27 protein-coding genes are annotated in these 26013 nt (G+C 62.6%); 14 read left to right on the top strand and 13 right to left on the bottom strand.

Annotated features, from left to right (window positions below; translation table 11 throughout):
- Window positions 1–106 precede the first annotated feature (106 nt).
- Window positions 107–1297, top strand: coding sequence for a YjgN family protein (locus ACSJLU_RS06115; protein ID WP_380825664.1), 1191 nt, complete (start codon window positions 107–109; stop codon window positions 1295–1297).
- A 7-nt stretch (window positions 1298–1304) separates the two neighbouring features.
- Complete coding sequence (locus ACSJLU_RS06120; RefSeq protein WP_141997481.1) at window positions 1305–2348, top strand: M48 family metallopeptidase; 1044 nt, start codon at window positions 1305–1307, stop codon at window positions 2346–2348.
- A gap of 49 nt (window positions 2349–2397) precedes the next feature.
- Here ACSJLU_RS06120 and gpmA read toward each other — a convergent pair whose 3' ends face one another.
- The 9 genes from gpmA to modE all read right to left on the bottom strand — a co-directional run bounded on the left by gpmA (window position 2398) and on the right by modE (window position 11455).
- On the bottom strand, window positions 2398–3150 hold the full coding sequence (gene gpmA, locus ACSJLU_RS06125) for a 2,3-diphosphoglycerate-dependent phosphoglycerate mutase (RefSeq protein ID WP_004939834.1): 753 nt from the start codon (window positions 3148–3150) through the stop codon (window positions 2398–2400).
- A 215-nt stretch (window positions 3151–3365) separates the two neighbouring features.
- On the bottom strand, window positions 3366–3713 hold the full coding sequence (locus ACSJLU_RS06130) for a PsiF family protein (protein WP_127146241.1): 348 nt from the start codon (window positions 3711–3713) through the stop codon (window positions 3366–3368).
- 197 nt (window positions 3714–3910) lie between these two features.
- Entirely contained in the window at window positions 3911–4954 is a 1044-nt protein-coding gene (galM, locus tag ACSJLU_RS06135) for a galactose-1-epimerase (protein ID WP_025301897.1), read from the bottom strand.
- Window positions 4948–6099: a galactokinase gene (gene galK, locus ACSJLU_RS06140; protein ID WP_025301898.1), complete on the bottom strand. Its 1152-nt coding sequence runs from the start codon at window positions 6097–6099 to the stop codon at window positions 4948–4950. Before galK ends, galM begins: the two co-directional genes overlap by 7 nt.
- Window positions 6096–7148 (bottom strand): galactose-1-phosphate uridylyltransferase, encoded by a 1053-nt coding sequence (gene galT, locus ACSJLU_RS06145; protein ID WP_043136628.1) that lies wholly within the window; start codon window positions 7146–7148, stop codon window positions 6096–6098. Before galT ends, galK begins: the two co-directional genes overlap by 4 nt.
- 283 nt (window positions 7149–7431) lie before the next feature.
- Entirely contained in the window at window positions 7432–8250 is an 819-nt protein-coding gene (locus ACSJLU_RS06150; protein WP_049208981.1) for a CPBP family intramembrane glutamic endopeptidase, read from the bottom strand.
- A 167-nt stretch (window positions 8251–8417) separates the two neighbouring features.
- A complete protein-coding gene (locus ACSJLU_RS06155) occupies window positions 8418–8990 on the bottom strand; it encodes a cysteine hydrolase family protein (protein WP_043136632.1) in 573 nt (190 codons plus the stop codon).
- Window positions 8991–9085: 95 nt separating this feature from the next.
- Entirely contained in the window at window positions 9086–10573 is a 1488-nt protein-coding gene (modF, locus tag ACSJLU_RS06160) for a molybdate ABC transporter ATP-binding protein ModF (protein ID WP_380825672.1), read from the bottom strand.
- A 90-nt stretch (window positions 10574–10663) separates the two neighbouring features.
- Window positions 10664–11455 carry a molybdenum-dependent transcriptional regulator gene (gene modE, locus ACSJLU_RS06165; RefSeq protein WP_025301903.1) on the bottom strand — a complete coding sequence of 264 codons (792 nt, stop codon included), beginning with the start codon at window positions 11453–11455 and terminating at the stop codon, window positions 10664–10666.
- A 189-nt stretch (window positions 11456–11644) separates the two neighbouring features.
- Between modE and ACSJLU_RS06170 the strand changes: the two genes are divergently transcribed.
- From ACSJLU_RS06170 to modC, 9 genes are all read left to right on the top strand, one after another.
- Window positions 11645–13807, top strand: coding sequence for a TonB-dependent receptor (locus tag ACSJLU_RS06170; RefSeq protein WP_025301904.1), 2163 nt, complete (start codon window positions 11645–11647; stop codon window positions 13805–13807).
- A 4-nt stretch (window positions 13808–13811) separates the two neighbouring features.
- The gene (locus tag ACSJLU_RS06175; protein WP_089195611.1) at window positions 13812–14807 is read left to right on the top strand and encodes an ABC transporter substrate-binding protein; all 996 of its coding nucleotides are present in this window, start codon (window positions 13812–13814) and stop codon (window positions 14805–14807) included.
- Window position 14808: 1 nt separating this feature from the next.
- Entirely contained in the window at window positions 14809–15564 is a 756-nt protein-coding gene (locus tag ACSJLU_RS06180) for a class I SAM-dependent methyltransferase (protein ID WP_342096525.1), read from the top strand.
- A gap of 1 nt (window position 15565) precedes the next feature.
- Window positions 15566–16591, top strand: a complete 1026-nt coding sequence (locus tag ACSJLU_RS06185; RefSeq protein ID WP_439041063.1) for a FecCD family ABC transporter permease — start codon at window positions 15566–15568, stop codon at window positions 16589–16591.
- 23 nt (window positions 16592–16614) lie between these two features.
- Entirely contained in the window at window positions 16615–17376 is a 762-nt protein-coding gene (locus ACSJLU_RS06190; RefSeq protein WP_406675740.1) for an ABC transporter ATP-binding protein, read from the top strand.
- A 146-nt stretch (window positions 17377–17522) separates the two neighbouring features.
- Complete coding sequence (locus ACSJLU_RS06195) at window positions 17523–17672, top strand: AcrZ family multidrug efflux pump-associated protein (RefSeq protein ID WP_004939813.1); 150 nt, start codon at window positions 17523–17525, stop codon at window positions 17670–17672.
- Between the two features lie 158 nt (window positions 17673–17830).
- Window positions 17831–18604, top strand: a complete 774-nt coding sequence (modA, locus tag ACSJLU_RS06200; protein ID WP_167324908.1) for a molybdate ABC transporter substrate-binding protein — start codon at window positions 17831–17833, stop codon at window positions 18602–18604.
- Window positions 18601–19290, top strand: coding sequence for a molybdate ABC transporter permease subunit (gene modB, locus ACSJLU_RS06205; protein WP_380825682.1), 690 nt, complete (start codon window positions 18601–18603; stop codon window positions 19288–19290). Before modA ends, modB begins: the two co-directional genes overlap by 4 nt.
- On the top strand, window positions 19291–20358 hold the full coding sequence (gene modC / locus ACSJLU_RS06210) for a molybdenum ABC transporter ATP-binding protein ModC (protein ID WP_049203786.1): 1068 nt from the start codon (window positions 19291–19293) through the stop codon (window positions 20356–20358).
- A gap of 31 nt (window positions 20359–20389) precedes the next feature.
- Here the strand turns inward: modC and ACSJLU_RS06215 are convergent, their stop codons facing one another.
- Window positions 20390–21208 (bottom strand): pyridoxal phosphatase, encoded by an 819-nt coding sequence (locus ACSJLU_RS06215; protein ID WP_025160025.1) that lies wholly within the window; start codon window positions 21206–21208, stop codon window positions 20390–20392.
- A 178-nt stretch (window positions 21209–21386) separates the two neighbouring features.
- On the opposite strand from ACSJLU_RS06215, the gene pgl reads away from it, so the two are divergent.
- Window positions 21387–22382 (top strand): 6-phosphogluconolactonase, encoded by a 996-nt coding sequence (gene pgl / locus ACSJLU_RS06220; protein WP_193402687.1) that lies wholly within the window; start codon window positions 21387–21389, stop codon window positions 22380–22382.
- Between the two features lie 67 nt (window positions 22383–22449).
- On the opposite strand, the gene ACSJLU_RS06225 is transcribed toward pgl, so the two are convergent.
- Entirely contained in the window at window positions 22450–22932 is a 483-nt protein-coding gene (locus ACSJLU_RS06225) for a kinase inhibitor (RefSeq protein WP_099816705.1), read from the bottom strand.
- Between the two features lie 32 nt (window positions 22933–22964).
- Window positions 22965–23933: a CDF family Co(II)/Ni(II) efflux transporter DmeF gene (gene dmeF / locus ACSJLU_RS06230; protein ID WP_380825688.1), complete on the bottom strand. Its 969-nt coding sequence runs from the start codon at window positions 23931–23933 to the stop codon at window positions 22965–22967.
- Window positions 23934–24011: 78 nt separating this feature from the next.
- Here dmeF and ACSJLU_RS06235 point away from each other — a divergent pair, with 78 nt between their 5' ends.
- Complete coding sequence (locus ACSJLU_RS06235) at window positions 24012–24287, top strand: metal/formaldehyde-sensitive transcriptional repressor (RefSeq protein ID WP_025301915.1); 276 nt, start codon at window positions 24012–24014, stop codon at window positions 24285–24287.
- Between the two features lie 2 nt (window positions 24288–24289).
- Entirely contained in the window at window positions 24290–24691 is a 402-nt protein-coding gene (locus ACSJLU_RS06240) for a YkvA family protein (protein ID WP_439041064.1), read from the top strand.
- 4 nt (window positions 24692–24695) lie between these two features.
- Here the strand turns inward: ACSJLU_RS06240 and bioA are convergent, their stop codons facing one another.
- A complete protein-coding gene (bioA, locus tag ACSJLU_RS06245; protein WP_049208971.1) occupies window positions 24696–25970 on the bottom strand; it encodes an adenosylmethionine--8-amino-7-oxononanoate transaminase in 1275 nt (424 codons plus the stop codon).
- Window positions 25971–26013 lie beyond the last annotated feature (43 nt).

Consider the following 26013-nt stretch of genomic DNA (forward strand, 5'->3'; position numbering starts at 1 on the left):
CCGCTCTCGGCATTGTGCTTATATAAGACGCTTTTTTATTCCACAAACTCCGCATGACGAATAAGCGGGGAGTGGTATGACCTATTCCTTTCAGGACGAAAGAATTATGACAAGTAATACCTCGCAGCCGCTGGGGCTGCACCGGATTAAATTCCATGGGAAAGGTGGTGAGTACTTCGCTATTTGGTTAGTCAACGCGTTATTGACGGCTCTGACCCTGGGCATCTATTCCGCCTGGGCGACGGTGCGTCGTCGTCGCTATTTTTACGGCAACACGGAATTGGACGGCGATCGTTTCGATTATCATGCACAACCGCTGCAAATTCTGAAAGGGCGGCTGTTGGTGATCGGCGGCATCATCGTGTTTTATATCTTGCTGGCGATAACGCCTCTGCTGGGGCTGCTGGCTTTGCTGGTGTTGCTTGCCCTGTTGCCGTGGATCGTTATCCGCAGCTGGCGTTACAATGCGATTATGTCGAGCTATCGCGGCGTGCGTTTTAATTATGTCTGCCGCACCGGGCGCGCCTATTGGGCTTTACTGTTCTGCCCGTTATTGCTGATTATCGGGCTGTATGTCGGTCTGATCGTCTTGCTCGGCATTGGCAGCGGTCTTGGCAGCATCAACGCCATTGCTTTTATGCTGGTGCTGACGCTGATTTTGGCCGTGCCGGCATTTGCGGCGGTAAACGGCATTATTAGCGCACTGCAGCATGACTTGTACGTTAATAACCTGTTTTTCGGGAAGACACCGTTTATTGCCGAACTGAAGAAATCGGCCTTTATCAAATTTTCCTTGGTTGGCCAGCTCATATTCCTGCCGTTCATGTTGGTCGCGCTGGTGTGCATCGGTTCGTTCTTCTTTACCCTCTATCAGATGGTGTTGATGGGCATGTTGACCAATGAAGCCATTGATGTGCTGGTGCTGGACAATATCAGCAGCCTGCTGCTGATGATGGTGGTGCTGCTGATCGGCGCCCTGGTGGCCAGCAGTTACCAGGTTGTCGCCCAACGCAACTACCTGTTTAACCAGGCAAGGCTGAACGGCGACATCAAGCTGCATTCCTCAATGAAAACGATGCCGTACATGGGATTGTTGATCACCAATACCCTGATTACCCTGTTCTCGCTCGGTTTGGCGGCGCCGGTGGCGGAAGTGCGCCATGCCCGTTATCTGGCGGCCTGCACGGCGGTTGAAGGCGATTTGGCGCTGCTGAACATTACTGCGCATCAGGAAACTGCCAACAGCGCGGTGGCCGAAGAAGCGGTGCAGGCGCTGGATCTGGGCGGCAGCTTCTGAGGCGCCGATGATCCTTGAAGGCGCTTATCAATTGCCGGGGCGGGCCGCACGTGAGGCGGCCCGTTTACTGGTGAACGAAAGCGGCGAAGGCGTGACGCTGCAGCGGCAGGATGAACAGCGTTACATCCCGCTGGCGGACATCACCGTTTCTGCCGCGCTGGGCAATATTCCGCTGACGCTCACCTTTAGCGACGGTGCGCGCTTTGTGCCGGATGACGATGCGGCCTTTCGCCGCTGGTTCTATCAGCGCCGTTCGCCGGGGTGGGTACATCGCCTGGAACGCCATAAACGCGGCGTTGCCTTAGCGCTGCTGATGACGCTGCTGGCGGTAGTGGCTTACGTTTACGTGGTGCTGCCGTGGGCGAGCAGCGAGATCGCCATGCGCATCCCCACCTCGGTGGAACAGACGCTGGGCGAGCATACACAGACGTTTTTGGACCAGAGCGGCTTCGCGCCCTCCGCACTCCCGGTCGAGAGGCAGCAGGCGTTGCAACAGCTGTTCCGGCAGGTGACGCCGCCTGAGATGCGCCAGGAGCGCACGCCGCTGTCGCTGAAGTTGATGGCGGCGCCCGGTGCGCCGAACGCCTTTATGTTGCCAGACGGCACGCTGGTGCTCAGCGATGAGCTGGTCACTTTGTCGAAAAACGACGATGGCTTGGCGGCGGTGATGCTGCACGAAATGGGGCATCACGCTTATCGTCATCCGATGCGCATGCTGGTGCGTTCGTCACTGGTGGCGTTGACGCTGATGTGGATGACGGGTGACGTCAGCGGCATCGGCGACACGTTGCTGCAGTCCGCGTCCTTCGTGAATGAGATGCAGTTTTCTCGCGGGATGGAGCGTGAGGCCGATGCGTTTGCGATAGCGGAAATGCAGCGCCAGGGGCGTTCGCTGGCGGAAATGGCGGCGATCTATCGCGCGTTGGCGCAGGCGCCTGAACGAGAAAAGACCGATGACTGGGCGCTGCCGGCCTGGCTCAGCACCCATCCGGCGATGCAGGAACGGCTGGACGCGGTGAATGAGGCGATGGCGCAGCAGCCGCGACAGTAATAAAAAAGCCCCCGGTTTTCACCGGGGGCTTTTTCGTTAACGGGCGAAATTACTTCGCTTTACCCTGGTTCGCCACGGCGGCCGCTTTTGCAGCGATTTCGTCGGCGTTACCCAGGTAGTAACGTTTGGTTGGCTTGAAGTTCTCATCGAACTCATACACCAACGGCACGCCGGTTGGGATGTTCAGTTCGAGGATTTCGTCTTCGCTCAGGTTATCCAGGTATTTCACCAGCGCGCGCAGCGAGTTGCCGTGTGCTGCAACGATCACGCGCTCGCCGCTCTTGATGCGTGGCAGGATCTCTTCGTCCCAGTAAGGGATAACGCGATCGATGGTCAGCGCCAGGCTCTCGGTCAGCGGCAGCTCTTGTTCGGTCAGGGAGGCGTAGCGCGGATCGTGGCCAGGGTAACGTTCGTCTTCTTTGGTCAGCTCAGGTGGGGTCACCGCGAAGCCGCGACGCCATTGCTTCACCTGCTCGTCGCCGTATTTTTCAGCGGTTTCGGCTTTGTTCAGACCCTGCAGCGCACCGTAGTGACGTTCGTTCAGCTTCCAGGATTTTTCGGTTGGCAACCAGGCCTGATCCAGCTCGTCGAGGATGTTCCACAGGGTGTGGATCGCGCGCTTCAGTACGGAGGTGTAAGCGAAGTCGAAAGTGAAACCTTCTTCTTTCAACAGCTTGCCTGCGGCTTTCGCTTCGGTGCGGCCCTTGTCGGACAGATCAACATCATACCAACCGGTGAAGCGGTTTTCTTGGTTCCACTGGCTTTCGCCGTGACGCACCAGAACCAGCTTAGTTACAGCCATAGCTTAACTCCTTAATAATCTGACATTTCAATGATAACGAAAATCATTATATTGCCGCGGGCCGGGGCTCGGCAATCGATAGTGTCTAACCATAGCCAATTTCTTGCCGCAAAGTAAGGGCTGGCGAAAGGAAAAAGCTGAATCGTTCAGGCTGGCGCTGTGAGGGGGAAACGGCGCGCCGAAATCGCTCCGGGCGCGCCGTGGCGTGGGGGAAATCAGGCCGATTTTTTCAGGCAGTTGCTCATGAAGGTTTTACGCGCGTCGCCCTTCAGATCCTTGGTCTTGGCGTCGGCGTTGCAGCTTTTCATTTTCTGCTGCTGCGGCGTCAGGGTTTTGCCCGCCGCGGCGGAGCCTTCGGATTTCAGACAGGTGCTCATGAAGGTGGAGCGATCGGCGCCTTTCAGCGATTTGGTGGATGCCTGCTGGTTGCAATCGGTCATGCGTTTCTGTTGGGCGGCCTGCGCCGGAGAAGGCGTTTTCGTCGCCGTCGTCGCGTCGGCCGCCATCAGATTGGTGCTCAGCATTAAGCCCGCCAGCAATGTAAGTGCAGTAATCAGACGCATAGGTGTTCCTTCAGCTATTGATTGGCCGCCATCGGCCGAAAATGGTGACGTTGCACAAGGCGTTGTGCTTATCACGGTAGCCTGAGTGTAGTGCGCGCTTTGGAATAAGGGAAGGTGGGCGCCGGTAGGGGGATAGCGCTAAAAGGTAAGCATTTATAACAAATTGCCCCCGGCCGCACGGCGAGGGGCGTAGCGGGTCAGATAGGATAAAACTGATAATGCGTGGCGCTGCGGTAGCGACTCCCCGGTTGCAGCCAGCAGTCCGGCTGCGGCCACTCGGGATGGTGCGGGCTGTCCGGCAAAAACTCGCTCTCCAGCGCCACGCCGGCATGGTTGGCGTAGCTGCCGCCATCGCGCGCCGGCGTGCCGGCCAGAAAATTGCCGCTGTAGAGTTGCAGTGCAGGCGCGTCGGTGAACACGCTCATTTGCACCTGGCCGTCGGCGGACCACAAATGGGCTGCCGGGCTCTCCAGCGCGCCGCAGGTGCGGTGCAGCAAGAATGCGTGATCGTAGCCTTTTACCCGCTGCTGGTCGCGATCGCGCAGGAAATCCTGCAGCAGCGTTTTCGGCTGACGAAAATCCATGCCGCTGTCGTCCACCGGCGTCAGATCGGCGCAGGGAATGCCCTCGGCGTCGACGGGCAGATAGCGATCGGCGAACAGCTGCAGCCGCTGGGCGCGGGCGTCGGTGCCGGCGCCGTCCAGATTGAAATAGGCGTGGTTGGTCAGGTTGACCGGGCAGGGGCGATCGACCTGTGCCAGATAGCTGATTTCCAAACGATTATCCGGGGTCAGACGGTAGCAGACCTGCACGTCGAGATTGCCGGGGAAACCCTGATCGCCCTCCGCCGAGTGCAGCGCATAGCAGACCTGTTGCGCATCCTGCTGGACCCGGCGCCAGCGGCGGGCATGAAAACCGTCGGGGCCGCCGTGCAGCTGGTGGACGCCCTGATTGGCGGCCAGCGCATGGGGAGTCCCATCGATGGGCAGGCTGGCGTTGGCGATGCGGTTGGCGTAACGGCCGACGGTGGCGCCCAGATAGGCGCCCTGACGCGGGTAGTCTGCCGGGCTGCGGCAGCCGAGCAGCAGTTCGCGTTTTTCACCGGATTTGAGCGGCAAGACGGCGGACAGCCAGGTGGCGCCCCAGTCCATCAGCGTCACCGTCATGCCGGCGGCGTTTTGCAGCTGCGTCAGCTGATAAGGCTCCCCATCGGGCGCCGCTGCCGTGCTCATCGTCAGCATGTACCGGCCCCCTGCGAAGCCTGGCAGACATAGAACGTTTCCTGTAATCCGCCGGTTTGCCGCGGATACTCGTGCGCCACGGCGGCACGCACCGTCTCCACGAGATCCTGTGGCATCAGCGCGACGATGCAACCGCCAAAGCCGCCGCCGGTCATGCGCACGCCACCGCGCGAGCCGATCGTCGCTTTGACAATCTCGACCAACCGATCGATTGGCGCCACGGTGATTTCGAAGTCGTCACGCATCGAGGCGTGGGACTCCGCCATCAGCCGGCCCATGCGTTGCAGATCGCCGGCCGCCAGCGCATCGGCCGCCGCCAGCGTGCGGGCATTCTCGCTGATGACATGGCGCGCGCGTTTGGCCACCAACGGATCCAACTGATGTTGACGTGCTTCAAACTGTTCCGGGCTGACGTCACGCAGCGCCTTGACGCCGAAGAACCGAGCCGCTTCTTCACACTGTTTGCGGCGGGTGTTGTACTCGCTGTCCACCAGCCCGCGCTGCACATTGGAGTTGATGATCACCACCGCGACGCTGTCCGGCATCGGCACCGCACGGGTCTCCAGCGAGCGGCAGTCGATCAGCAGAGCGCTGTCGCGCCGGCCGAGCGCGGAGATCAGCTGGTCCATGATGCCGCAGTTGCAGCCGACGAACTGGTTTTCCGCCTCCTGGCCGTTCAGCGCCAGCGCCACGCCGTCCAGCGGCAGCTGATAGAGCGCCTGCAGCGCCTGGCCTACCGCCACTTCCAGCGCGGCGGAGGAGCTGAGCCCCGCGCCCTGCGGCACATTGCCGGCGATCACCAGATCCGCGCCGCCGAAATCGGGGTTGCGTCGCTGAAGATGTTTCACCACGCCGCGCACATAGTCGGACCAGCGCTGATCGGGGTGGTTGACGATCGGCTCGTCGAGCGAGAATTGATCCTGCTGATTCTGATAATCGGCGGCCAGTACGCGGATCTGGCGGTCGTCGCGCTTGGCGCAGGCGATGACGGTTTGGTAATCGATGGCGCAGGGCAACACGAAGCCGTCGTTGTAATCGGTATGCTCGCCGATCAAATTCACCCGCCCCGGCGCCTGGATGGTCAACGCCGGCGCGTAGCCGAAGTGTTCGGTAAACAGGGAATGGGTAAGCGGTTTCAGGCTCATGCTTGGGCTCCGGCTTCACGGTAATGAATATCGCTGACGGCGCGCAAACGCTCTGCGGCCTGTTCGGCGGTCAGATCGCGCTGGGTTTCCGCCAGCATCTCGTAACCGACCATAAATTTACGCACGCTGGCTGAACGCAGCAGCGGCGGATAGAAATGGGCGTGCAGCTGCCAGTGTCGGTTGTCGGCGCCGTTGAACGGCGCGCCGTGCCATCCCATCGAATAGGGGAAAGAACACTGGAACAGGTTGTCGTAGCGGCTGGTCAGCTTCTTCAGCGCCAGCGCCAGATCGCGGCTCTGCGCCGCGCTGAGATCGGTGATGCGCTGCACCGCCGTTTTCGGCAGCAGCAGCGTTTCAAACGGCCAGGCGGCCCAGTAGGGCACCACCGCCAGCCAGTGTTCGGTGTTCACCACGATGCGTTCGCCTGCGGCCAGCTCGCGCTGCGCATAATCCAGCAGCAGCGGGGAGGCATGTTCCCGGAAATAGTCGTGTTGCAGGCGATCTTCGCGCTCGGCCTCGTTTGGCAGAAAACTGTTGGCCCAGACCTGCCCGTGCGGGTGCGGGTTGGAGCAGCCCATCGCCGCGCCTTTGTTTTCGAACAATTGCACCCAGGGGTAGTGCTTGCCCAGCTCCTCGGTTTGCGCCTGCCAGGTGGTGACCACCTGCTCCAGCGCCGGCAGCGTCAGTTCGGGCAGAGTCTTGCTGTGATCGGGAGAGAAGCAGATCACCCGGCTGACGCCGCGCGCGCTCTGGCTGCGCATCAGCGGATCGTGGCTGTCGGGCGCCGGCGGCGTATCGCTCATCAGTGCGGCGAAATCGTTGGTAAAGACATAGGTGCCGCGATATTCCGGATTGCGATCGCCGGTGACGCGCGCGTTGCCCGGGCACAGGAAACAGTCGGGATCGTGCGCCGGCAGCATTTCCGTGGGGACAGTCTCCTGCTGGCCCTGCCAGGGGCGCTTGGCGCGGTGCGGTGAGACCAGCACCCACTGGCCGCTCAGCGGGTTAAAGCGGCGGTGCGGATGGTCGATAGGGTTAAATTCCGTCATACGGTTCCTTCTTGGCGTCGACAAGGGTGTAATCGCTTCCAATTACCGTTTTAATACGCCCGTTGCTGAACAGGGAGAAGTCATTGCGCAAAAAGATAGCACGCTCGCGACGGTAAAAAGGTGATCTAACGCGAAAAATGGAATCGTTTACACTTCATTGAAAAGCACTGTACGGGCGGAGAAAAGCAGGGGGCGGCATGATTGAGGTCATACGGTGAGGTGCTAGTGATAGCGTTTTCACCCGACCAGCCGGCAGAAAGGGGCTCTCTGCCGGCGTCAGCCGTTAAGAATGCTGATACAGCGGGTAGGTGAAGAACAGCAGATGGGTCAGATTAAGCCCGAAATGGAACAGAATCGGCACCCACAGACGGCCGCTCCACATCCACGCCAGGCCGTAGATCACCCCGGCCAGCGTCGCGAAGATCACCATCAGCATACCGCCCGCCAAATGTGCGGCGCCGAACACCAGGGAGGCGACGATCAGCGCCGGCCAGGCGCCTAGCCACTGGCTGAGGCGCTGTTGCAGGTAGCCGCGAAACAGCGCTTCCTCGGCCATGCAGACGAAGAACAGGTTCGCCATCACGAAAGGCAGGATCCAGGCGGGCGCATGCAGCTCGATTTTTAAGCCGCCCAGCGCCACGGCCAGCAGCAACAGCGCCGGCACGGCCAGCAGCAGCGCAATCCAGCCCACTTTGCCGGCGTTGCCGCCGGGTTCGGCGGAAAACAGCGTGGGCAAGCAGGCGAACAGCAGGAAGGGCACCATCGCCTTATCGAAGTTGTAATACATGGTGAACGGCGCGCTGAGCGGGCCGGCTCTTTCGCCGTCGATCATCAGCTGGTTGTGGATGCCCGGCACCAGATGCAAGAACAGCGCCACGCAGCCGGCGACCACCAACCCTTCGAGCGCGATCGCCAGATTGCGCTGCGCGCGAAAATGGTGACGCAACCCCGCTAGCGCTACGATCGCCAGCAGATAACTCAGGCTGAGCGGCGTCAGTACCCCATGATAAAGCCCCATACCCGCCGAGGCGGCCAGGATCACCCAGGCTATCAGCCGGTTAAACGGCAAGAAAAATAACGAAGCAGCCAGTACGCCCCACATAATATGTCCCTTTAAAATATGTACACGGCGCTCAGCGCCTTTGCGGCGTGCGATGATGGCGAAATTGAGCGCTAGAGCGGATAGTAGCACACCAGGATGACGCTAAAGGTCGGGGCAGTGATGCATTCGTGCATGATGCCGGCCCACACGATCGGCGGCGATGCGGGTCAGCCTTTCATCCATGCCTGCGAACGGGTGATTTCGGCCAGGTTTTGCAATGTATCCAGACTCTGCTGGTGGATCTCCTGCGTAGGGGCTGCGCACAGATCGTGCAGTACGGTCACCTGAAAGCCGGCGTCGTGCGCCTGACGCGCGGTGCTTTCGATGGCGAGCGGCGTGCTGATGCCCGCCAGCAGCAAATGGTGGCACCGATGTTGCCGCAGCCAGGCTAACAAATTGTTACCGGAGAAGGCGCTAACCGCCGTTTTTTCAAACTGCAGATCGGTCTCTTCCTGATACAGTTCGGGCACCCAGCGGCAGCCCGGGCCATTTAGCCGCAGCGCACCGATCTGCTTGAGATGGTTGAACAACGGCGAGTGGGGCGGGATATCATGATAATCGTCGGCGAATCCCACCCGCACCCAGATCACCGGAATTTTTCGCACCCGGGCATAGGCCGTGGCGGCATTGACGTTAGCGAGCAGGTGGGTTGCCACCACCTGTTCACGGCAGTGGTTGGCGCGCCCTTTGGGCCCGATCAGATCCTCGATCAGGTCGATGATAATCAACGCAGCGGACATGGCGTCTCCAGAAAATGGCCTTCTTTCTTTCTATGATAAAAGGCCAAATGTGATGTGCTGCGGTGAAGTGTTGCCGGATATGTTTACGCCGCGTTTCAGGCGGAGGCCGCCTCCAGCTGCTGGTGTTGATAGCCGTAGCCGCCCTCGCCGTCGGGCACGAAGCTGAGACGGTGAGTGATGCACTGCGGCGCGTCTTCGGCATGGTGCGAAACGAACAGCAACTGGGTGGCGCCCTGGCCGATCAGCACGTCGATGAAGCGGCGCACCAGCTGGCGATTGAGCGGATCCAGCCCTTGCAGCGGTTCGTCGAGGATCAGCAGCGCCGGGTGTTTCACCAGCGCACGGGCGATCAGCGCCAGCCGCTGTTGGCCCCAGGAAAGGCTATGGAACGGGGCATCACCGCGCGCGCCGTCGAGCCCGAGCAGCGCCAGCCATTGCTCGGTCAGCTGCCGCTGACGATCCGAGACCGCCTGATAAATGCCGATCGAATCGAAGAACCCCGACAGCACCACGTTGCGCACGCTGGTGTTGACGCGATAATCCAGATGCAGACTGCTGCTGACGTAGCCGATATGGCGCTTGATCTCCCAGATGGTTTCCCCGCTGCCGCGACGGCGGCCGAACAGCGTCAGATCGTTGCTGTAGCCCTGTGGATGATCGCCGGTGATCAAGCTGAGCAGCGTGGATTTTCCGGCGCCGTTCGGGCCGATGATTTGCCAGTGCTCGCCGGGGTTAACCTGCCAGTTGAGGTGATTGAGGATCGGCCGATCGTTATAGCTGACCACGCCGTCGCGCAGGACGATCAGCGGCCGGTCCGTCGGCAGGGCTACTTTTTGCGTCGGATCCTCGGTTTCCGGCAGCGCCAGCCCGCTGAGGTTTTCGCTGTGCGCCAGCTGCGCCACCAGCGCGTCCGCCATCACCTGGCTGCGCGGCCCGCGGCTGGTTAGGGTGCAGTCCGCCAGCACGCCCACCTGCCGGACAAAATCCGGTATTTCGTCGAACCGGTTGAGCACCAGCACCACGGTCTGGCCCTGGGAGGAAAGCTCGCTCAGCAACGCGGCGAGCTGTGCGCGCGAGTGCACGTCCAGCCCGTCGAAGGGTTCGTCGAGGATCAGCAGGTCAGGCTCGGGCATCAGCGCCCGGCACAGCAGGGTCTTGCGCGTTTCGCCGGTGGAGAGGTATTTAAAGCGGCGGGTCAGCAGGGCGGTGATGCCGAACTGCGCGGCTAGCCGCTCACAGCGCGCGGCGTCTTTCACCTCTTCCTGAATGATCTCCGCCGCGGTGCGGCCGGTATCGTCCTCGTCCGCGCTGAGCAGGTCGGTGTTGTTGCGTTGCCACTCGTCGCTGACCATTTTTTGCAGCTGTTCGAAGGAGATGCGCACCGCATGCTGAAAGTCGCTGCGGCGTTCACCGCTCAGCAGAACCAGTTCGTCGGCCAGCGCGCGCGCCAGGGCGGATTTGCCGCTGCCGTTGGCGCCGACGAAGGCCCAGCTGTCGCCGGCCTGGATCGCCAGTGTATCCAGCGTCAGGGTACGGGTATCGCTTAAGCGGAATGAACCTTGCGAAATGTGCAACGATGACATCACCTGTTCCTTTTTTTGCAATTATTTGCCTTAGAAATAGGCGCATTGCACGGTGATGTCAATCAGCAAAAACGCAACGTTACGTTGCGCTTAACACAACGTGGCGACAATCACGTGGTCGGCGTTGAACAGGGCGTGTACGGCGGTACCGACGCTCAGCTGCAGGCGCTGTAACTCCGCCGTCGTCAGGGTGGCGCACAGGGTTTCGCCCCCCGCCAGCGTCACCAGCACCTCGCTGTGTTCGGCCCCCGGCTGAATGCCGGCTACCACGCCCGCCAGCGCGTTATCCGCACCGGTATGCTCCCCCGTCTCGATGCTTAACCGCACCCAGGGCGCTTTGATCAGCGCCAGCACCTCTTTGCCGGGCACCAGTTGCAGCCGGTCGGCGCTTTGCTGGGTGATGGCCGCCGTCAGGCGAGTGGTGCCGTCGTTCAACAAAATCGCCAGGTGCTGCTGCACCTGCTGATGATCGCGTTCGATCACGGTGCCGAAGAACTGATTGCGCGCGCTGGTTTGCAGCGAGAAGCGCGAGATGGCCGCCAGCAGGCTGTCGAGCGGCAGATCGTCCTGCTGCAACACGTCGAAGGCCTTTTGCTGCACCTGGCCCAGCAGATCGTACAGCTGGATCAACCGTTGGCCGTAGTGCGTCAGCTGCGCGCCGCCGCCGCCTTTGCCGCCGGTGGCGCGGTCCACCACCGTGTGTTCCGCCAGTTGGTTCATCTCATTGATGGCGTCCCAGGCGCTTTTGTAGCTGATGCCCGCCAGTTTGGCGCCCTGGCTGATGGAGCCGGTGTGCTGCACCTGTTTCAGCAGCGCGATGCGGCGCGGATCGGCGAACAGCTTTTGCTGGAGTTTGAGAGTCAGAAGAATTTCGGCCTGCATTGCGCACATCCTGTCGGCAGCAAAAATCTTATTGTCGCCGATTTGGCGGCAAAGCGCCAAACGCCGTGCGTGGGAGAGCGGGGCAATAAAGACTGGTATTGCAATATTGTAATAATATAACATAACAAGAAACGATAAAGCTTTATTCCGGCTGCGGCCGATTTTTATTTCACCACAGGGATGCTCCATATGAGTACGACACGCCGGCGCCTTCACGCGCCCAGGAAATCTTTATGCCTCGCCGCCGCCTGGGTCGGCGGTGCACTGGCGGCGCCGCTGGCTTTCGCCGCCGACTGCGATAAAGCCCGCAATGCCACGGGATGTGAAGAACATCTCACCGTGGAGGCGGCAGCCCCCGCCGGGCGTTACGATGCGTTGAACGCCGTGAGCCGCAGCGCGTCACAGCTCGGGCTGAGCGCTCGGGAGACGCCGCGCAGCGTCGATATCATCAGCGCGCGGGCGATCCAACAGCGGGGCGATCGCTCGCTGGCCGCCGCCGTCGAGCACGCCACCGGTCTGTCCGGCGTCGCTTCGCCAACGTTGTCCAACAACTTTTCCGCACGCGGTTTTCGGCCGATCGCCTGGCTGTATAACGGCGTAGAGATGCCCGGCAGCACGCTGCAACTGGGCGATCCGGCGCATTACGACAGCATCGAGGTACTGCGCGGGCCGGGGTCTGCATTGAACGGGCTGAGCGCCGCGGGCGGCAGCGTCAACCTGATCTCGCGGCGGCCAACCTTCAGCCGCCAGCCGGTTGAGCTTGATTATGGCTTCGGCAGCTACCGCAGCCAGCGTCTGCATCTGGGGGCCGGCGGCGCGCTGGTGGACGATGCGGTGGCGTACCGGTTGGACGTCAGCGGCAACGACAGCGGCAGCAACGTGCAGTATGAACGCGATCGGCAGAAGCGGGTTTCCGGCTCGCTGCTGTTTAAATTGACGGACGAAGCGTTGCTGACGCTGAGCCTGGACCGCATGCTCAACCGCACCAACAACCCTTACTACGGCACGCCGCTGCTGAATGGGCGCATTGCCGGCGAGCTGCGCGACATCAATTACAACAACCTGACCGACAGCCGTATCCAGAGCAACGCCACCGCATTTCAGGCCAGTCTGGACTGGTTTATGACGCCCGAAGTGGAGTGGCATAACCAATTCTATTACTACAGCGGCTTTCGCGAATGGCGCAACGTCGAGCGTTTCCGCGTCGCGGCGGCGGCCCGGCCCGGCGACGTCAACCGCGACTCTTTCGGCGCTCTGGCGCACGACGACGATCTGATCGGCAACCGCAGTTCGCTGGTGTTCGATCGCGCTATCGCCGGTTTCGATAATCGGTTACTGGTCGGCTTCGATCTGAGCAAGCGGCATTTTCAGTACTACTCCAACGGTTTCCCCGGCTCCGAGGACGTGCCGCTCGGCGCGCCGCCCAGAGAGCCGTTCGCTCAGGGCACTGCCAGCCAGCGTGCGCCGGTGCGCCACGTCACTCAGAATCAGTACGCCGCCTTTCTTGAAGACCGCTTCAGCCTGACCGAGCGTTTAGCGCTGCTGGGCCAGCTGCGCTACAACCATATGAACATGGATTGGCGCTTCCAGGGGCCGCAGGAAGAGAGCCGCGCGCGCACCTACGTTTTCAGCACCTGGAGCCTGGGCCCCAGCTATGCACTGACCGATAACCTCACGCTTTACGCCAACTACACCACCGGCCAGGAGCCGGGCAACGATCTGTTCTTCCTCAGCCCGACGCAGACCGATCTGCCGCTGACGCGAGCGCGCCAGTGGGAGGCCGGCGCCAAAGGGCAGTTTTGGGATAACAAGGGAGAGGCGACGCTGGCGCTGTACGAACTGCGCAAGGACAACCTGTTTGTGCCCGACGCGCAGCGGCCGGATGCGTTGAACGCGGTAGGTAGGCAGACGTCGCGCGGCATCGAGCTTGGCGTGGTGCTGCGTCCCGACGATCGTTGGGAGCTGGCCGGCAACGCCGCCTACACGCACGCCCGCTACGACGACTATCGCGGCGGTAGCCCGCTGCGCAGCTACAACGGCAATCGCCCGGCCTATATCCCGGACTGGACCGCCAACCTCAGCGTGCATTATCAGGCGACGGCGCGCCTGGGGCTGGCTTCTTCGCTGCGCTACGTCGGCAGCAGTTATAACGACGACGCCAACCAGCGCAAGATGCGCTCGTACACCACGCTCGATCTGGCGGCGGATTATCAGCTGACGCCGATCGTCGATGTCGGTTTCCGCATTCGCAACGCCACCAACCAGCTGTACGCCTATCAGCGCACCTACCCGGATCAGGCGCTGATCGCGCCGCCGCGCAGCTATGAAACCTTCGTGTCGGTCAGGTTCTGACGGCGTGAAACGCCGGCTTTGCCTGTTGTTGTGCGCCCTGGGGTTGGGCGGGGGCGTGCCGCTGCGTGCCGATAGCGTCAGCCTGCAAAATTGCGGGGTCACGCGCGATTACCCGCAGCCGCCGCAGCGGGTGCTGGTTTATGCCAATCCGGCGCTGGAAAACCTGCTGGCGCTGGGGCTGGCCGCCCGTGCAATCGGCGTGGTCGGGTATGACCGCATGCGCGATCCCGCGCCGACGGCGTCGGCCGATGCGCTGCGGGCGCCCACCAGCCCGGCGCCGCCCACGGCGGAAGCGTTGCTGCTGATGCGGCCGGATTTTGTCTATTCGGCCAGCTATTACTGGCTGCACAGCCCGGAAACGCCCGATCGGACGCGGCTGGCGGAATGGGGCATCGGCACTTACCTCTCTCCCGGCGCCTGCAGCGGCCAGCAAAGCGCGATCGCCGCTGCGCTGACGTTTGAAGACATCTTCACCGAGCTGCGGGAGCTGGCGCGCATTTTCAACGTCAGCCGCGGCGGTGAAGCGCCGATCGCGCGGCTACGTGGGCAACTCCAGGCGTTTGAGGCGCAGCGCGCGCCGCTGCCGCATTTACGTCTGCTGTGGTGGTATGCCGGCACGCAGACGCCCTACGTGGCGGGCTGCTGCGGCGCACCAGGTTTGCTGAGCCGAAGCGTCGGCAGCGAGAACCTGTTCGGCGATCGGCCCGAGCTGTGGCCGACGGTATCCTGGGAGGTTATCGCCGCCCGCGATCCGGATGCGATCGTGCTTGGCGATCTGCCGCGCGGCGGCTTCGGGGACAGCGCGGCCGACAAGATCGCCTTTCTGGAGCATCACCCGCTGACCGCTACGCTGCGCGCCGTGCGTCAGCGGCGCTACGTGATCCTCCCCGGTTACGACATGGACCCTTCCGCCCGCACCGTGGCGGCGCTGGGCCGTTTGATTCGAGGCCTGGCGGCCTTGCCGCCGCAGGCTGCGACTTTTTCCAACAAGGAACCTTGATATGACTGCCGTTTCATTATCTTCGCTGCTGGACTCCTGGGATCGCCAGCAGGCGGCCTACATCGCCGAGCGGGAAGCGCGTTTTAACGCCCAGCTGGAGGTGCTGGCGCTGGCCGCCGGCCAGGATTTTCACGTGGTGGATCTAGCCTGTGGTCCGGGATCGCTGAGCCTGCGCATTTTGCAGCGCTTTCCGCAGGCCAGGGTAACCGCTATCGATCTCGATCCGTTGCTGCTGGCGGTGGCGCGCGGCGCACTGGCGGAGTATGGCGATCGGATCCGCATTTTTCAGGCCGATCTGGCGGATCCTGCCTGTTTTTCCGCGCTGTCCGGCCCCGCGCCGCAGGCGGCGGTGTCCAGCACGGCGCTGCACTGGCTGATGCCGGAGCAGCAACTGGCGCTGTACCGCAACGTCGCCGGGCTGTTGGCCGACGGCGGCGTATTCCTCAATGCCGATCATCAGCGCTATGACCACCGTCAGCCACGGCTGAAGGCGTTGGCCGAGCGGCACGATGAGCAGACCCAGCAACGCGCCTGGGACAACGGCGTCGAGGATTGGGATCGCTGGTTCGCCGGCGCGCTGCAATTGCCGGCGTTGGCCGCTTATCAGGCCGAGCGTGAGGCGCTATTCGCCGGCCGCCCGGTGCCGCCGCCGACGCCGGTGGATTTCCAGCTCGCGGCCCTCAGGCAGGCCGGTTTCAGCGAGGCGGGGACGGTGTGGCAGCTGTTGGACGACTATGTGATCGCAGGCTGGAAATAGCATGAGCCGGCGGTTACTGCCCGGCCGTGAGGCCGGCTGGTTGCTGTTGCTGGCGGCGGCGCTGCCGATGGCCCTGCTGAGCGCCACCTTGTCGGGGCCTGCGCCGATCGCGTGGCACGACGCCTGGCGCATCGTATGCGGCGTCAGCGGCGGTGCGGCGACCGATGCCGAGGTGTATCAGCGCATCATCTGGTCGCTGCGGATGCCGCGCGCGCTGCTGGCGGCGCTGGCCGGCGCCGGGCTGGCGTTGGCGGGCACCGTGCTGCAGTCGCTGACCCGCAACCCGCTGGCCGATCCCTGGGTGCTGGGGATCTCCTCCGGCGCGGGCGTGGGGGCGGTGACGGTGCTGGTATTGGGGCTGGGGGGCGGCCTGCTGTCGGTGTCCGGCGGGGCGTTTAGCGGCGCGCTGGGGGCGTTTGCGCTGGTGATGTTGCTGGCCGGGCGTTCGCTGCAGGGGGAGCCCACGCTGTTTATTCTGGCCGGGGTGGCGGTGACGCAACTGCTCTCCGCACTGACTTCGCTGATCACCCTCTGGCAGGCAGACGCCAACGCCACGCGCGGCGTGATGTTCTGGCTGCTGGGATCGTTCAGCGACGCGCGCTGGCCACAGGTCGGGCTGTGCGGGCTGGCGCTGGCGGCGACGCTGCTGCTTTGCTGGCTGCGGGCGGGTGAGCTGGACGCGCTGGCGTTCGGCGGCGTGACCGCCGCTTCGCTGGGGGTGGCGGTGGCCCCGCTGAAGCTGCTGCTGTATGTGGCGACCACCGCGCTAACGGCGGCGATCGTCGCGTTCAGCGGCGCGGTGGGGTTTATCGGGTTGACGGTGCCGCACGTCGCCCGGCGGCTGGTCGGCTCGCGGCATCGTCAGCTGTTGCCGGCCAGCGCGCTGTGCGGCGCTTTGTTCGCCGTGGCGGCGGACACGCTGGCCAGAACGCTGTTTGCTCCGCGCGAACTGCCGGTCGGCGTGTTGACGGCGCTATTGGGAGTGCCGGTATTCCTGCTGTTGCTGTATCGGAAGGTCAATGCATGACGGTTGAAAAAACGCAATCCGGTCTGTGCGCCGAGGGGGTAAGTTGGCGAGTGGGCGCGCGCACGGTGCTGGAAAACCTCAGTTTCTGCGCCTTGCCCGGTGAGATCACCGGCGTGCTCGGCGTCAACGGCAGCGGTAAATCCACGCTGCTCAAGCTGTTGGCCGGGCTGCAGCCCGCCGCCGGCGGCCGCGTTTGGCTGGAAGGGCGCGAGATCGCCGCGTTTTCCGCGCGGGAACGCGCCAGGCGCATCGCTTTTCTCGAGCAATCCGCCCCCGGCACCTTCGCGCTGCCGGTGAAGGAGGCAGTATTGTTGGGGCGTCTGGCCCATATCGGCCGCTGGCGCGGTTTTGGTACCGAGGATCGCCGCCTCGCCGGGCAGGCGATGGAGCAGGTGGGCATCAGCCACCTGGCCGATCGCGATTGGCAGCGGCTGTCCGGCGGTGAACAGCAGCGGGTGCACCTGGCGCGCGCGCTGGCGCAGCAAACGCCGTGGCTGCTGCTGGACGAACCCGCCAACCACCTGGATATCGCTCATCAGCAGCAGTTTATGGCATTGCTGCGGCGGCTGAAGCTCAGCGTGGTGGTGACGCTGCACGATCTGAATCTGGCGGCCTGTTATTGCGATCGGGTCGCGCTGCTGCAGCGGGGCGGGATCTGTGCGGCGGGCACGCCGCAGCAGGCGCTGACGCCGGAGCACATTCGCGCGGTATACGGGGTGGAGGCCCGGCTGGCGGCGCCCGAAGGCTATGCGCCGCCGCTGATCTATTACCCCGCGGCAGGATGAGATCGGTCAAAAGGGCACGTTTGGCCGATCACAATTTCGCCTCGCTGGCTAAAATAACTCCGGTTTTAGCGATTTTTTTGGGTTAGAATAACCCGATATGCGGTGAAAGGCATTTGCCGCTCAATGGGCAGTTAAGCGAGGCTATCATGTTGGAATTATTGAAAAGTCTGTTATTCGCCGTGGTGATGGTGCCGGTGGTCATGGCGCTCATTCTCGGTCTGATCTACGGTTTTGGCGAAGTGTTCAACGTCTTCTCCAAAGTGGGCCGTTCGAAAGAAAACCGCACCCAGCACTGACCGTTCCCTATCCCGATACCCGTCGGCATCGCCCGGCGGGCATTCCTCAAGTTATCTCACGCTTTGCCGATAAACCGCATGACAAGCTTTCGCGCCACGTTATATTATTTTTTATATAACGAAGAGTGATAATGCACGTTAACTTGCGGAGAAAAACAATGAAACAGCAATGGACCCAATGGGTTGGCGGGATCGTTTTGGCATCGGGCCTGGTGGCTCAGGCCTCGGCGGCGGAAAAGATCACCGTGTTCGCCGCCGCGTCGCTGACCAACGCGCTGCAGGACATCGCCACCCAATATCAAAAAGGCAAGGACGTGCAGGTGGTTTCCTCCTTCGCGTCGTCTTCTACGCTGGCGCGCCAAATTGAGCAGGGCGCCCCGGCCGATCTGTTCATCTCCGCCGATCAGCAGTGGATGGATTACGCCATCGACAAGCAGCAGATGGTGAAAGACACCCGTTACACGCTGCTGGGCAACGAGCTGGTGCTGATCGCCGCCAAGAGCGATAAACAAGACAAGATCGCCATCGACAAGCAGACCGACTGGGCCAAGTTGCTCAGCGGCGGCCGCCTGGCGGTGGGCGATCCGGATCACGTGCCGGCCGGCATCTACGCCAAAGAGGCGCTGGAGCATCTGGGCGCCTGGCGCGCGCTGGAGCCGAAACTGGCGCGCGCCAACAACGTGCGCAGCGCGATGGCGCTGGTGGAGCGCGGTGAAGCGCCGCTCGGCATCGTCTACGGCTCCGACGCGGTCGCCAGCGACAAGGTGAAAGTGGTAGGCGTGTTCCCGGAAGACAGCCACAAACCGGTTGAATATCCGATGGCGATGGTGAAAGATCGTCAAAATCCGACGGTCAGCGCTTTCTATACCTATCTGAAGGGCCCGGAAGCGGCCGCTATTTTTGAACATTATGGATTCACCCCGCGTAAATGATCCTGAGTGAGTACGAGTGGCAGGCGGTTGAGCTGAGCCTGAAAGTCTCCGGTTTGGCGGTGGTCTGCAGCCTGCCGTTCGGCATTCTGATGGCCTGGGTGCTGGTGCGTTGCCGCTTTCCCGGCAAGGCGCTGCTGGACGGCGTCATTCACCTGCCCCTGGTGCTGCCGCCGGTGGTGGTCGGCTATTTGCTGCTGATCGCCATGGGGCGGCGCGGCGTCATCGGCGAGTGGCTGTACGACTGGTTCGGCTTCAGCTTCAGCTTTAGCTGGCGCGGCGCCGCGCTGGCATCGGCGGTGGTGGCGTTTCCGCTGATGGTGCGTGCCATCCGGCTGGCGCTGGAGGCGGTGGATACCCGGCTGGAGCAGGCGGCGCGCACGCTGGGCGCCAACCCGTGGCGGGTGTTTTTCACCATCACGCTGCCGCTGTCGCTGCCCGGCGTCATTGTCGGCGTGGTGCTGGCCTTTGCCCGTTCGCTGGGGGAGTTCGGCGCCACCATCACCTTTGTCTCCAACATTCCCGGTGAAACCCGCACCATTCCGCTGGCGATGTATACGCTGATCGAAACGCCGGGGGCGGAAGCCGCCGCCGCGCGTCTGTGCGCGATCGCCATCGTGCTGTCGCTGACTTCCCTGATGGTGTCCGAATGGCTGGCCCGCTGGGGCCGCAAACGGATGGGGGGGTAAATGCTGGAGCTGGATTTCTCGCAGCAGCTGGGCGACCTTAATCTCAACGTCCGCGCCGATTTGCCGGCGCAGGGCATCACCGCGATTTTCGGCCTGTCCGGCGCGGGTAAAACTTCATTGATCAACGCCATCGGCGGCCTGACCCGTTTGCAACAGGGGCGTATCGCGCTCAATGGCCGCACGCTGGTGGATACCGCTACCGGTCTCTGCCTGCCGCCGGAAAAGCGCCGTATCGGCTATGTATTTCAGGATGCGCGCCTGTTCCCGCATTATCGGGTGCGCGGCAACCTGCAGTACGGCATGGCGGCCGGCATGCGCGCGCAGTTCAATACCATTGTCGAGCTGTTGGGCATCGGGCCACTGCTCAATCGGCTGCCGCTGACGCTCTCCGGCGGTGAAAAACAGCGGGTGGCGATCGGCCGCGCGCTGCTGACCGCGCCGGAACTGCTGCTGATGGACGAACCGCTGGCCTCGCTCGATCTGCCGCGCAAACGCGAGCTGCTGCCGTATCTGGAGCGGCTGGCGCAGGACGTCAACATCCCTATCCTCTACGTCAGCCACAGCCTGGACGAGATCCTGCGTCTGGCCGAGCAGGTGATGGTGCTGGATCGCGGCGAGGTGCGCGCGTTCGGCGGGCTGGAAGCCGTCTGGGCCAGCAGCGCGCTGCGGCCGTGGCTGCAGCGTGAAGATCAGAGCAGCGTGCTGCGCGTCAGCGTGATTGAGCATCATCAACGCTATGCCATGACCGCGCTGGCGCTCGGCGATCAGCGGCTGTGGGTCAGCGGCATCGACGCCGAACTGGGCACCCAACTGCGCATTCGTATCAACGCCGCCGACGTCTCGCTGGTGCTGCAACCGCCGGTCAACAGCAGCATTCGCAACGTGTTGCCGGCCAAGGTCAGCGAGTGTCTGGACGTGGGCGGGCAGGTGGAAGTGAAGCTGGCGGTCGGGGAACACGTGCTGTGGGCGCGCATCACGCCGTGGGCGCGAGACGAACTGGCGATCCGCCCCGGGCAGTGGCTGTACGCGCAGGTGAAGAGCGTGTCGATCAGCCGCGAGAGCCGCTAAGACAGGCCCTCCCGGCGGGAGGGCGAAAAGACTAGAGTACGCGGGTGCGGATCACCTCGGCGATGCCCGGCTGCAGGTTATCGGCGATCACCAGATCGGCGCGTTCCTTGATCGCGTCATCGGCGTTGCCCATCGCCACGCCCAAACCGACCGCTTCCAGCATGCTGATATCATTGTAGTTGTCGCCGAACGCCACCACCTGATCCATGCTCAGTCCCTGCGATTCCACCCATTGGCGCAGGCGCTTGCCTTTGCTGTTGCCGCCTTTGGCGATATCCACCTGATCGTGCCAGGACCATTCGCACGCTAGCCCCAGCTCTTTCTCCACCGTGTCGGCAAACTCGCGCAGCGCCGGAATATCGGCGTGCGAGGTGGCGAATTTCCAGATCGCCTGCGCGTCGTCGGCCGCCTGCGCCAGGCTGCCGACCTGCAGCAGCGTTGGGCGCTGTGCCGCCGGCAGGGTTTCGGCCCAGGCCAGCGAGCGGGTCACGTGGCCGCTCGGTTCCTGATACAGCATGGCGTCGTCAACGTACATCAGCCCGTGAATGTCGGTCTGTTTGAGCATCTGCAGCACCTGTTTGGCCTGATCTTTCGCCAGCGGATCGGCGGCCAGCACCTTTTTCTGCTGAAAATCATACAGGTAGGTGCCGTTGCAGCAGATGGCCGGCGTGTCTATCTGCAGCGCCTGGTAGAACGGATGGATGGCGACGTGATGGCGGCCGGTGACCACCACCACCTGGACGCCGGCGGCGCGCGCCTGCGCCAGCGCTTCCAGCGACTGCGGTAAGATGCGTTTTTGATTGTCCAGCAGGGTGCCGTCAAGATCGAGGGCGATGACGCGGTAGCTCATAGGGTTCTCGTTATCGTTAGCCATAAAATTAATCCGATGGTACACCGGATAGCCAACGGAGAAAACCGCGTGAACATCCGGTGCTAAGCAGGGTTGCCATGCGACGGATGTGCGGTAAGCTAGGAGCAATCGAACGGCCTGAAACCGGTTCCTCTTTTACCCTTTGCAAGGAGAACACATGAAGCAAATCGTTTATGTCGCCAGCCCGGAGAGCCAGCAGATCCACGTCTGGCAGTTGGACGACGCCGGCGCGCTGGCGCTGCTGCAAACCGTTGACGTGCCGGGCCAGGTGCAGCCGATGACCCTTCATCCGGACAAGACCCACCTGTACGTCGGCGTGCGTCCGGCGTTCGGCATCGTCAGCTACCGTATCGAGGCGGACGGCACGCTGCAGCAGGCGGGCATGGCGCCGTTGCCGGGCAGCCCGACCCATATCTCCACCGATCTGCAGGGGCGTTACCTGTTCTCCGCCTCCTACAGCGGCAACTGCGCCAGCATCAGCCCGATCGGCCACGACGGCGTGGTGACGGCGCCTATTCAGCAGATTGACGGCCTGAACGCGCCGCACTCGGCGAACATCGACCCGACCAACCAACTGGTGCTGGTGCCGTGTCTGAAAGAGGACCGCATCCGCCTGTTCAACCTGAGCCTGGCGGGCCAGCTGACGCCGCACGTGCAGGAGGCGGTGGCTATCGCCGCCGGCGCCGGTCCGCGCCATATGGCATTCCACCACAACGATAAGTTCGCTTACTGCGTCAATGAGCTGAACGGCACGGTGGACGTGCTGGCCATTTCGGAAAACGGCGGCAAATACACCGTGACGCAGACGCTGGATATCATGCCGGCCGACTTCGACGGCACCCGCTGGGCGGCGGACATTCATATCACGCCGAACGGCCGTTTCCTGTACACCAGCGATCGCACCGCCAGCATTCTGACCCTCTTCAGCGTTTCCGAAGACGGCGGCACGCTGAGCGTGGTCGGCTATTATCCGACCGAAACGCAGCCGCGCGGTTTCAATATCGATCACAGCGGCCGCTTCGTGATTTCGTCCGGCCAGAAGTCCGATCACATCGCGGTGCATGAAATTGACCAGGCCAGCGGCGAGCTGACCACGCTGGCACGTTATCCGGTGGGCAAAGGCCCGATGTGGGTCAGCGTGCTGGCGAAGTAATTCGGCGGTCAGACGAGTATGGAAAAAGCGCGGTTCGGTTGAGCCGCGCTTTTTTATGGGTGGGAGATCAGTTGAACATCACTGTCAGCGTGGCGCTGCCGAGGCTGTGGAAATGCACGTTAAAGCCCACCAGCGCGCCGCTGGAACCTTCATCCACCTCAATGCTTTCTACGTCCAGCGCATGCACGGTGAACTGATAGCGGTGGCTTTCGCCATTCGGCGGCGCTGCGCCGCCGTAACCGGTCGAGCCGAAGTCGGTACGGGTTTGCAGCGCGGCGCTCGGCAGCGGCGCTTTACCGGAGCCTGCGCCCTGCGGCAGCTCACGCACGTCGGCCGGAATATTGGCCACCACCCAGTGCCACCAGCCAGAGCCGGTCGGGGCATCGGGATCGTACAGGGTGACGACGAAGCTCTTGGTGCCGGCGGGCACGCCGTCCCAGGCCAGGTGCGGCGACAGGTTATCGCCGTGGTAGCCCATGCCGTTGAAGACCTGCGTCTGCGGCATTGTGCCGCCGTCCTGCAGATCGTTGCTGTACAAACGAAAAGCCATAATGACTCCCAGTTGTCGATAAACGCGGACCCTTAAGCTAGATCTTTTCGGTGGAACAATACAACCCCTTGCGCCAACGGCGGACGGTTGATCTCGACAGTGACATGCACCAGTTCGGGATGCGTGGCCAACAGTTGGCGCACCCGATCGGCGGTGAGGGCGCGATCGGCGCTGCTCAGGGCGAGGACGCAATGATATTTTCCTTTGCCGATGCGGCCTACATGCAGATCGGTCAGCGTGAGCGCGTGGCCGGAAGCGGCCAGGGCCTGGCGGATGTCTTGCGCCACGGGGGCGTCCATTTCGGCATCCAGCAAAATCTTTCCGCTATCGCGCATCAGGCTATAGGCCCAGGCGGCCACCATCACCGCGCCGACGATGCCCATCAGCGGATCGAGCCAGGCGGCGCCCCAAAGCTTACCGCCGAACAGCGCGATGAGCGTCAGTACCGAGGTGGCGGCGTCGGCGAGCACGTGAACATAGGCGGAACGCAGGTTGAGGTCATGATGAGTGTCGTCGTGGTCATCCCCGTGATGATGATGATGGCCGCCACCGCGCAACAGCCAGGCGCAGAGCAGGTTGACGGCCAGCCCGATCGCGCCGATGGCGATGGCTTCGTTGTAATGAATCGGGCTGGGATTCAGCAGCCGCTGCCCAGACTGAAACAGCATCAGCGCCGCCACCAGCACCAACAACACCGCGCTGGTGTAACCGGCCAGCACTTCGATCTTCCAGGTGCCGAGGCTAAAGCGGCGATCTTTGGCCAGCCGGCGTGCGGCGCCGTAAGCCAGCACCGACAGGCCCAGCGCCAGCGCGTGCGAACTCATGTGCCAGCCGTCGGCCAGCAGCGCCATCGAGTTAAACAGCCAGCCGCCGGCGATCTCGATAGCCATCATACTGGCGGTGAGTATCACCGCCCATCTGGTGTTTCTTTCGGCCAATGGGTTACCATCGTCAAAAACGTGGCTGTGTTCGCGGTGCAAAACGGGCGCGTGAGACGTCATGGTGAAGTTCCTCAGCAAAAGATAGTGTGCTGAAATATACTATACCCCAGTATAGTAAATAACAATCAGGCGGAAATGATGAGCCATACCCACAGAGATCAAAAGAAGCTGTTGGCGCGGGTGCGCCGCATTAAAGGGCAGGCCGAAGCGCTGGAACGCGCGCTGGAGAGCGGCGGCGAATGTTCGGCTGTTCTGCAGCAGATCGCGGCGGTGCGCGGCGCGGTCAACGGTTTGATGGCGCAGGTGCTGGAAGGGCATGTGCGCGAACATCTGGCTGCCGCGGACGCTACGCCGCAGCAGCGCGAGCAGGACATCGAGCAATTGATGACCGTTTTACGTTCTTATATGAAGTAATCATGATTTCACTGAAAAAACGCACGCCGTGGTTCGGCTGGCTGCGCCGTTGGGCCAAAGGCATCAAGCGCGATATTTACGCGCTGTGGCTGGCCGCCCGTGATAAGCGCACCCCGTGGTACGTCAAGCTGATCGCGCTGCTGGTGGCCGGCTATGCGATCTCGCCGATCGATTTGATCCCGGATTTTATTCCGGTGTTGGGCTATCTGGACGATGTGATCATCGTGCCGTTGGGCATCATGCTGGCGGTTCGCCTGATCCCCAAGCCGCTGATGGCCGAGCTGCGCGAGAAGGCGCAAAAACGCGTCGACAACCCCACCGGCCGCATGGCGGCGGCGATGATCATTTTACTCTGGCTGCTGTGTCTGGGGTTGCTGGCCCGCTATCTGGACCAGCATTGGTAAGGCATTAACGCGCGGCGGCGGCCACGGCGGCGGTCAGGCGGCTGAGCTGTTCCGCTTCGATGATGTAAGGCGGCATCAGGTAAATCAGCTTGCCGAACGGCCGGATCCATACCCCGCGCTCGACGAACCCGCGCTGCAGCTCGGCGACATTCACCGGTTCGCGCATTTCCACCACGCCAATCGCCCCCAGCACCCGCACGTCCGCCACCTTCGGCAGCGCCGCCAACGGCAGCAGTTCCTGTTTCAGCTGGGCTTCGATGGCGCTCACCTGCGCCTGCCAGCGATTTTCCGCCAGCAGCGCCATGCTGGCGTCCGCCACCGCGCAGGCCAACGGATTGCCCATAAAGGTCGGGCCGTGCATAAAACAGCCGGCCGCGCCGTTGCTGATGGTTTCCGCCACATGGCGGGTGGTCAGGGTGGCGGACAGGGTCATGTAACCGCCGGTCAGCGCCTTGCCCAGGCAGAGAATGTCCGGCACCACCTGCGCGTGCTCGCAGGCGAACAGCTTGCCGGTGCGGCCGAAGCCGGTGGCGATCTCGTCGGCGATCAGCAGCACCCGATGGCGATCGCACAGCTCGCGCACCCGCTTGAGGTAGGTTGGGTGGTAGATGCGCATGCCGCCGGCGCCTTGCACCACCGGTTCCAGGATCACCGCCGCCACTTCACCGGCGTGCTGCTCCAGCAGCGCGGCGAACGGTGCAATATCTTCTTCACGCCATTCTTCGTCGAAGCGGCACTGCGGCGCGGTCGCGAACAGGTGCGGCGCCAGATAGCCCTGATAGAGGCTGTGCATCGAGTTGTCCGGATCGCAGACCGACATCGCGCCGAAGGTATCGCCGTGATAGCCGTGGCGCAGCGTCAGGATGCGCTGCCGGCGCTCGCCGCGCGCCTGCCAGTACTGCAGCGCCATCTTCAACGACACTTCCACCGCCACCGAACCGGAGTCTGCCAGGAACACGCACTGCAGCGCCTCTGGCGTCATTTCCACCAGCCGACGGCACAACGAGATGGCGGACGGATGGGTAATACCGCCGAACATCACGTGTGACATCTTCTCCAACTGCTGGCTGGCGGCCTGATTCAGGTGCGGATGGTTGTAACCGTGGATCGCCGCCCACCAGGAGGACATGCCGTCCACCAGACGCCGGCCGTCCGCCAGCTGCAGTTCGACGCCGCTGGCCGATTCGATCGGGTAACAGGGTAACGGGCGGCTCATGGAGGTGTAGGGGTGCCAGATATGGCGTTGGTCAAACGCTAGGTCGGAAGCGGTCACAGACATACTTGTAAACCAAATTGAATTAAGATTGGTTGACAGTATATCC

Origin of the sequence: Serratia bockelmannii, assembly GCF_051803255.1 — a bacterium.
GTDB classification, from domain to species: domain Bacteria; phylum Pseudomonadota; class Gammaproteobacteria; order Enterobacterales; family Enterobacteriaceae; genus Serratia; species Serratia bockelmannii.

Bases quoted from the DNA above. Each gene is read 5' to 3' on its own strand.
- ACSJLU_RS06115 (WP_380825664.1), top strand. From the start codon at position 107: ATGACAAGTAATACCTCGCAGCCGCTGGGGCTGCACCGGATTAAATTC.
- ACSJLU_RS06120 (WP_141997481.1), top strand. From the start codon at position 1,305: ATGATCCTTGAAGGCGCTTATCAATTGCCGGGGCGGGCCGCACGTGAG.
- gpmA (WP_004939834.1), bottom strand. From the start codon at position 3,150: ATGGCTGTAACTAAGCTGGTTCTGGTGCGTCACGGCGAAAGCCAGTGG.
- ACSJLU_RS06130 (WP_127146241.1), bottom strand. From the start codon at position 3,713: ATGCGTCTGATTACTGCACTTACATTGCTGGCGGGCTTAATGCTGAGC.
- galM (WP_025301897.1), bottom strand. From the start codon at position 4,954: ATGCTGACGATGAGCACGGCAGCGGCGCCCGATGGGGAGCCTTATCAG.
- galK (WP_025301898.1), bottom strand. From the start codon at position 6,099: ATGAGCCTGAAACCGCTTACCCATTCCCTGTTTACCGAACACTTCGGC.
- galT (WP_043136628.1), bottom strand. From the start codon at position 7,148: ATGACGGAATTTAACCCTATCGACCATCCGCACCGCCGCTTTAACCCG.
- ACSJLU_RS06150 (WP_049208981.1), bottom strand. From the start codon at position 8,250: ATGTGGGGCGTACTGGCTGCTTCGTTATTTTTCTTGCCGTTTAACCGG.
- ACSJLU_RS06155 (WP_043136632.1), bottom strand. From the start codon at position 8,990: ATGTCCGCTGCGTTGATTATCATCGACCTGATCGAGGATCTGATCGGG.
- modF (WP_380825672.1), bottom strand. From the start codon at position 10,573: ATGTCATCGTTGCACATTTCGCAAGGTTCATTCCGCTTAAGCGATACC.
- modE (WP_025301903.1), bottom strand. From the start codon at position 11,455: ATGCAGGCCGAAATTCTTCTGACTCTCAAACTCCAGCAAAAGCTGTTC.
- ACSJLU_RS06170 (WP_025301904.1), top strand. From the start codon at position 11,645: ATGAGTACGACACGCCGGCGCCTTCACGCGCCCAGGAAATCTTTATGC.
- ACSJLU_RS06180 (WP_342096525.1), top strand. From the start codon at position 14,809: ATGACTGCCGTTTCATTATCTTCGCTGCTGGACTCCTGGGATCGCCAG.
- ACSJLU_RS06185 (WP_439041063.1), top strand. From the start codon at position 15,566: ATGAGCCGGCGGTTACTGCCCGGCCGTGAGGCCGGCTGGTTGCTGTTG.
- ACSJLU_RS06195 (WP_004939813.1), top strand. From the start codon at position 17,523: ATGTTGGAATTATTGAAAAGTCTGTTATTCGCCGTGGTGATGGTGCCG.
- modA (WP_167324908.1), top strand. From the start codon at position 17,831: ATGAAACAGCAATGGACCCAATGGGTTGGCGGGATCGTTTTGGCATCG.
- modB (WP_380825682.1), top strand. From the start codon at position 18,601: ATGATCCTGAGTGAGTACGAGTGGCAGGCGGTTGAGCTGAGCCTGAAA.
- modC (WP_049203786.1), top strand. From the start codon at position 19,291: ATGCTGGAGCTGGATTTCTCGCAGCAGCTGGGCGACCTTAATCTCAAC.
- ACSJLU_RS06215 (WP_025160025.1), bottom strand. From the start codon at position 21,208: ATGAGCTACCGCGTCATCGCCCTCGATCTTGACGGCACCCTGCTGGAC.
- pgl (WP_193402687.1), top strand. From the start codon at position 21,387: ATGAAGCAAATCGTTTATGTCGCCAGCCCGGAGAGCCAGCAGATCCAC.
- ACSJLU_RS06225 (WP_099816705.1), bottom strand. From the start codon at position 22,932: ATGGCTTTTCGTTTGTACAGCAACGATCTGCAGGACGGCGGCACAATG.
- dmeF (WP_380825688.1), bottom strand. From the start codon at position 23,933: ATGACGTCTCACGCGCCCGTTTTGCACCGCGAACACAGCCACGTTTTT.
- ACSJLU_RS06235 (WP_025301915.1), top strand. From the start codon at position 24,012: ATGAGCCATACCCACAGAGATCAAAAGAAGCTGTTGGCGCGGGTGCGC.
- ACSJLU_RS06240 (WP_439041064.1), top strand. From the start codon at position 24,290: ATGATTTCACTGAAAAAACGCACGCCGTGGTTCGGCTGGCTGCGCCGT.
- bioA (WP_049208971.1), bottom strand. From the start codon at position 25,970: ATGTCTGTGACCGCTTCCGACCTAGCGTTTGACCAACGCCATATCTGG.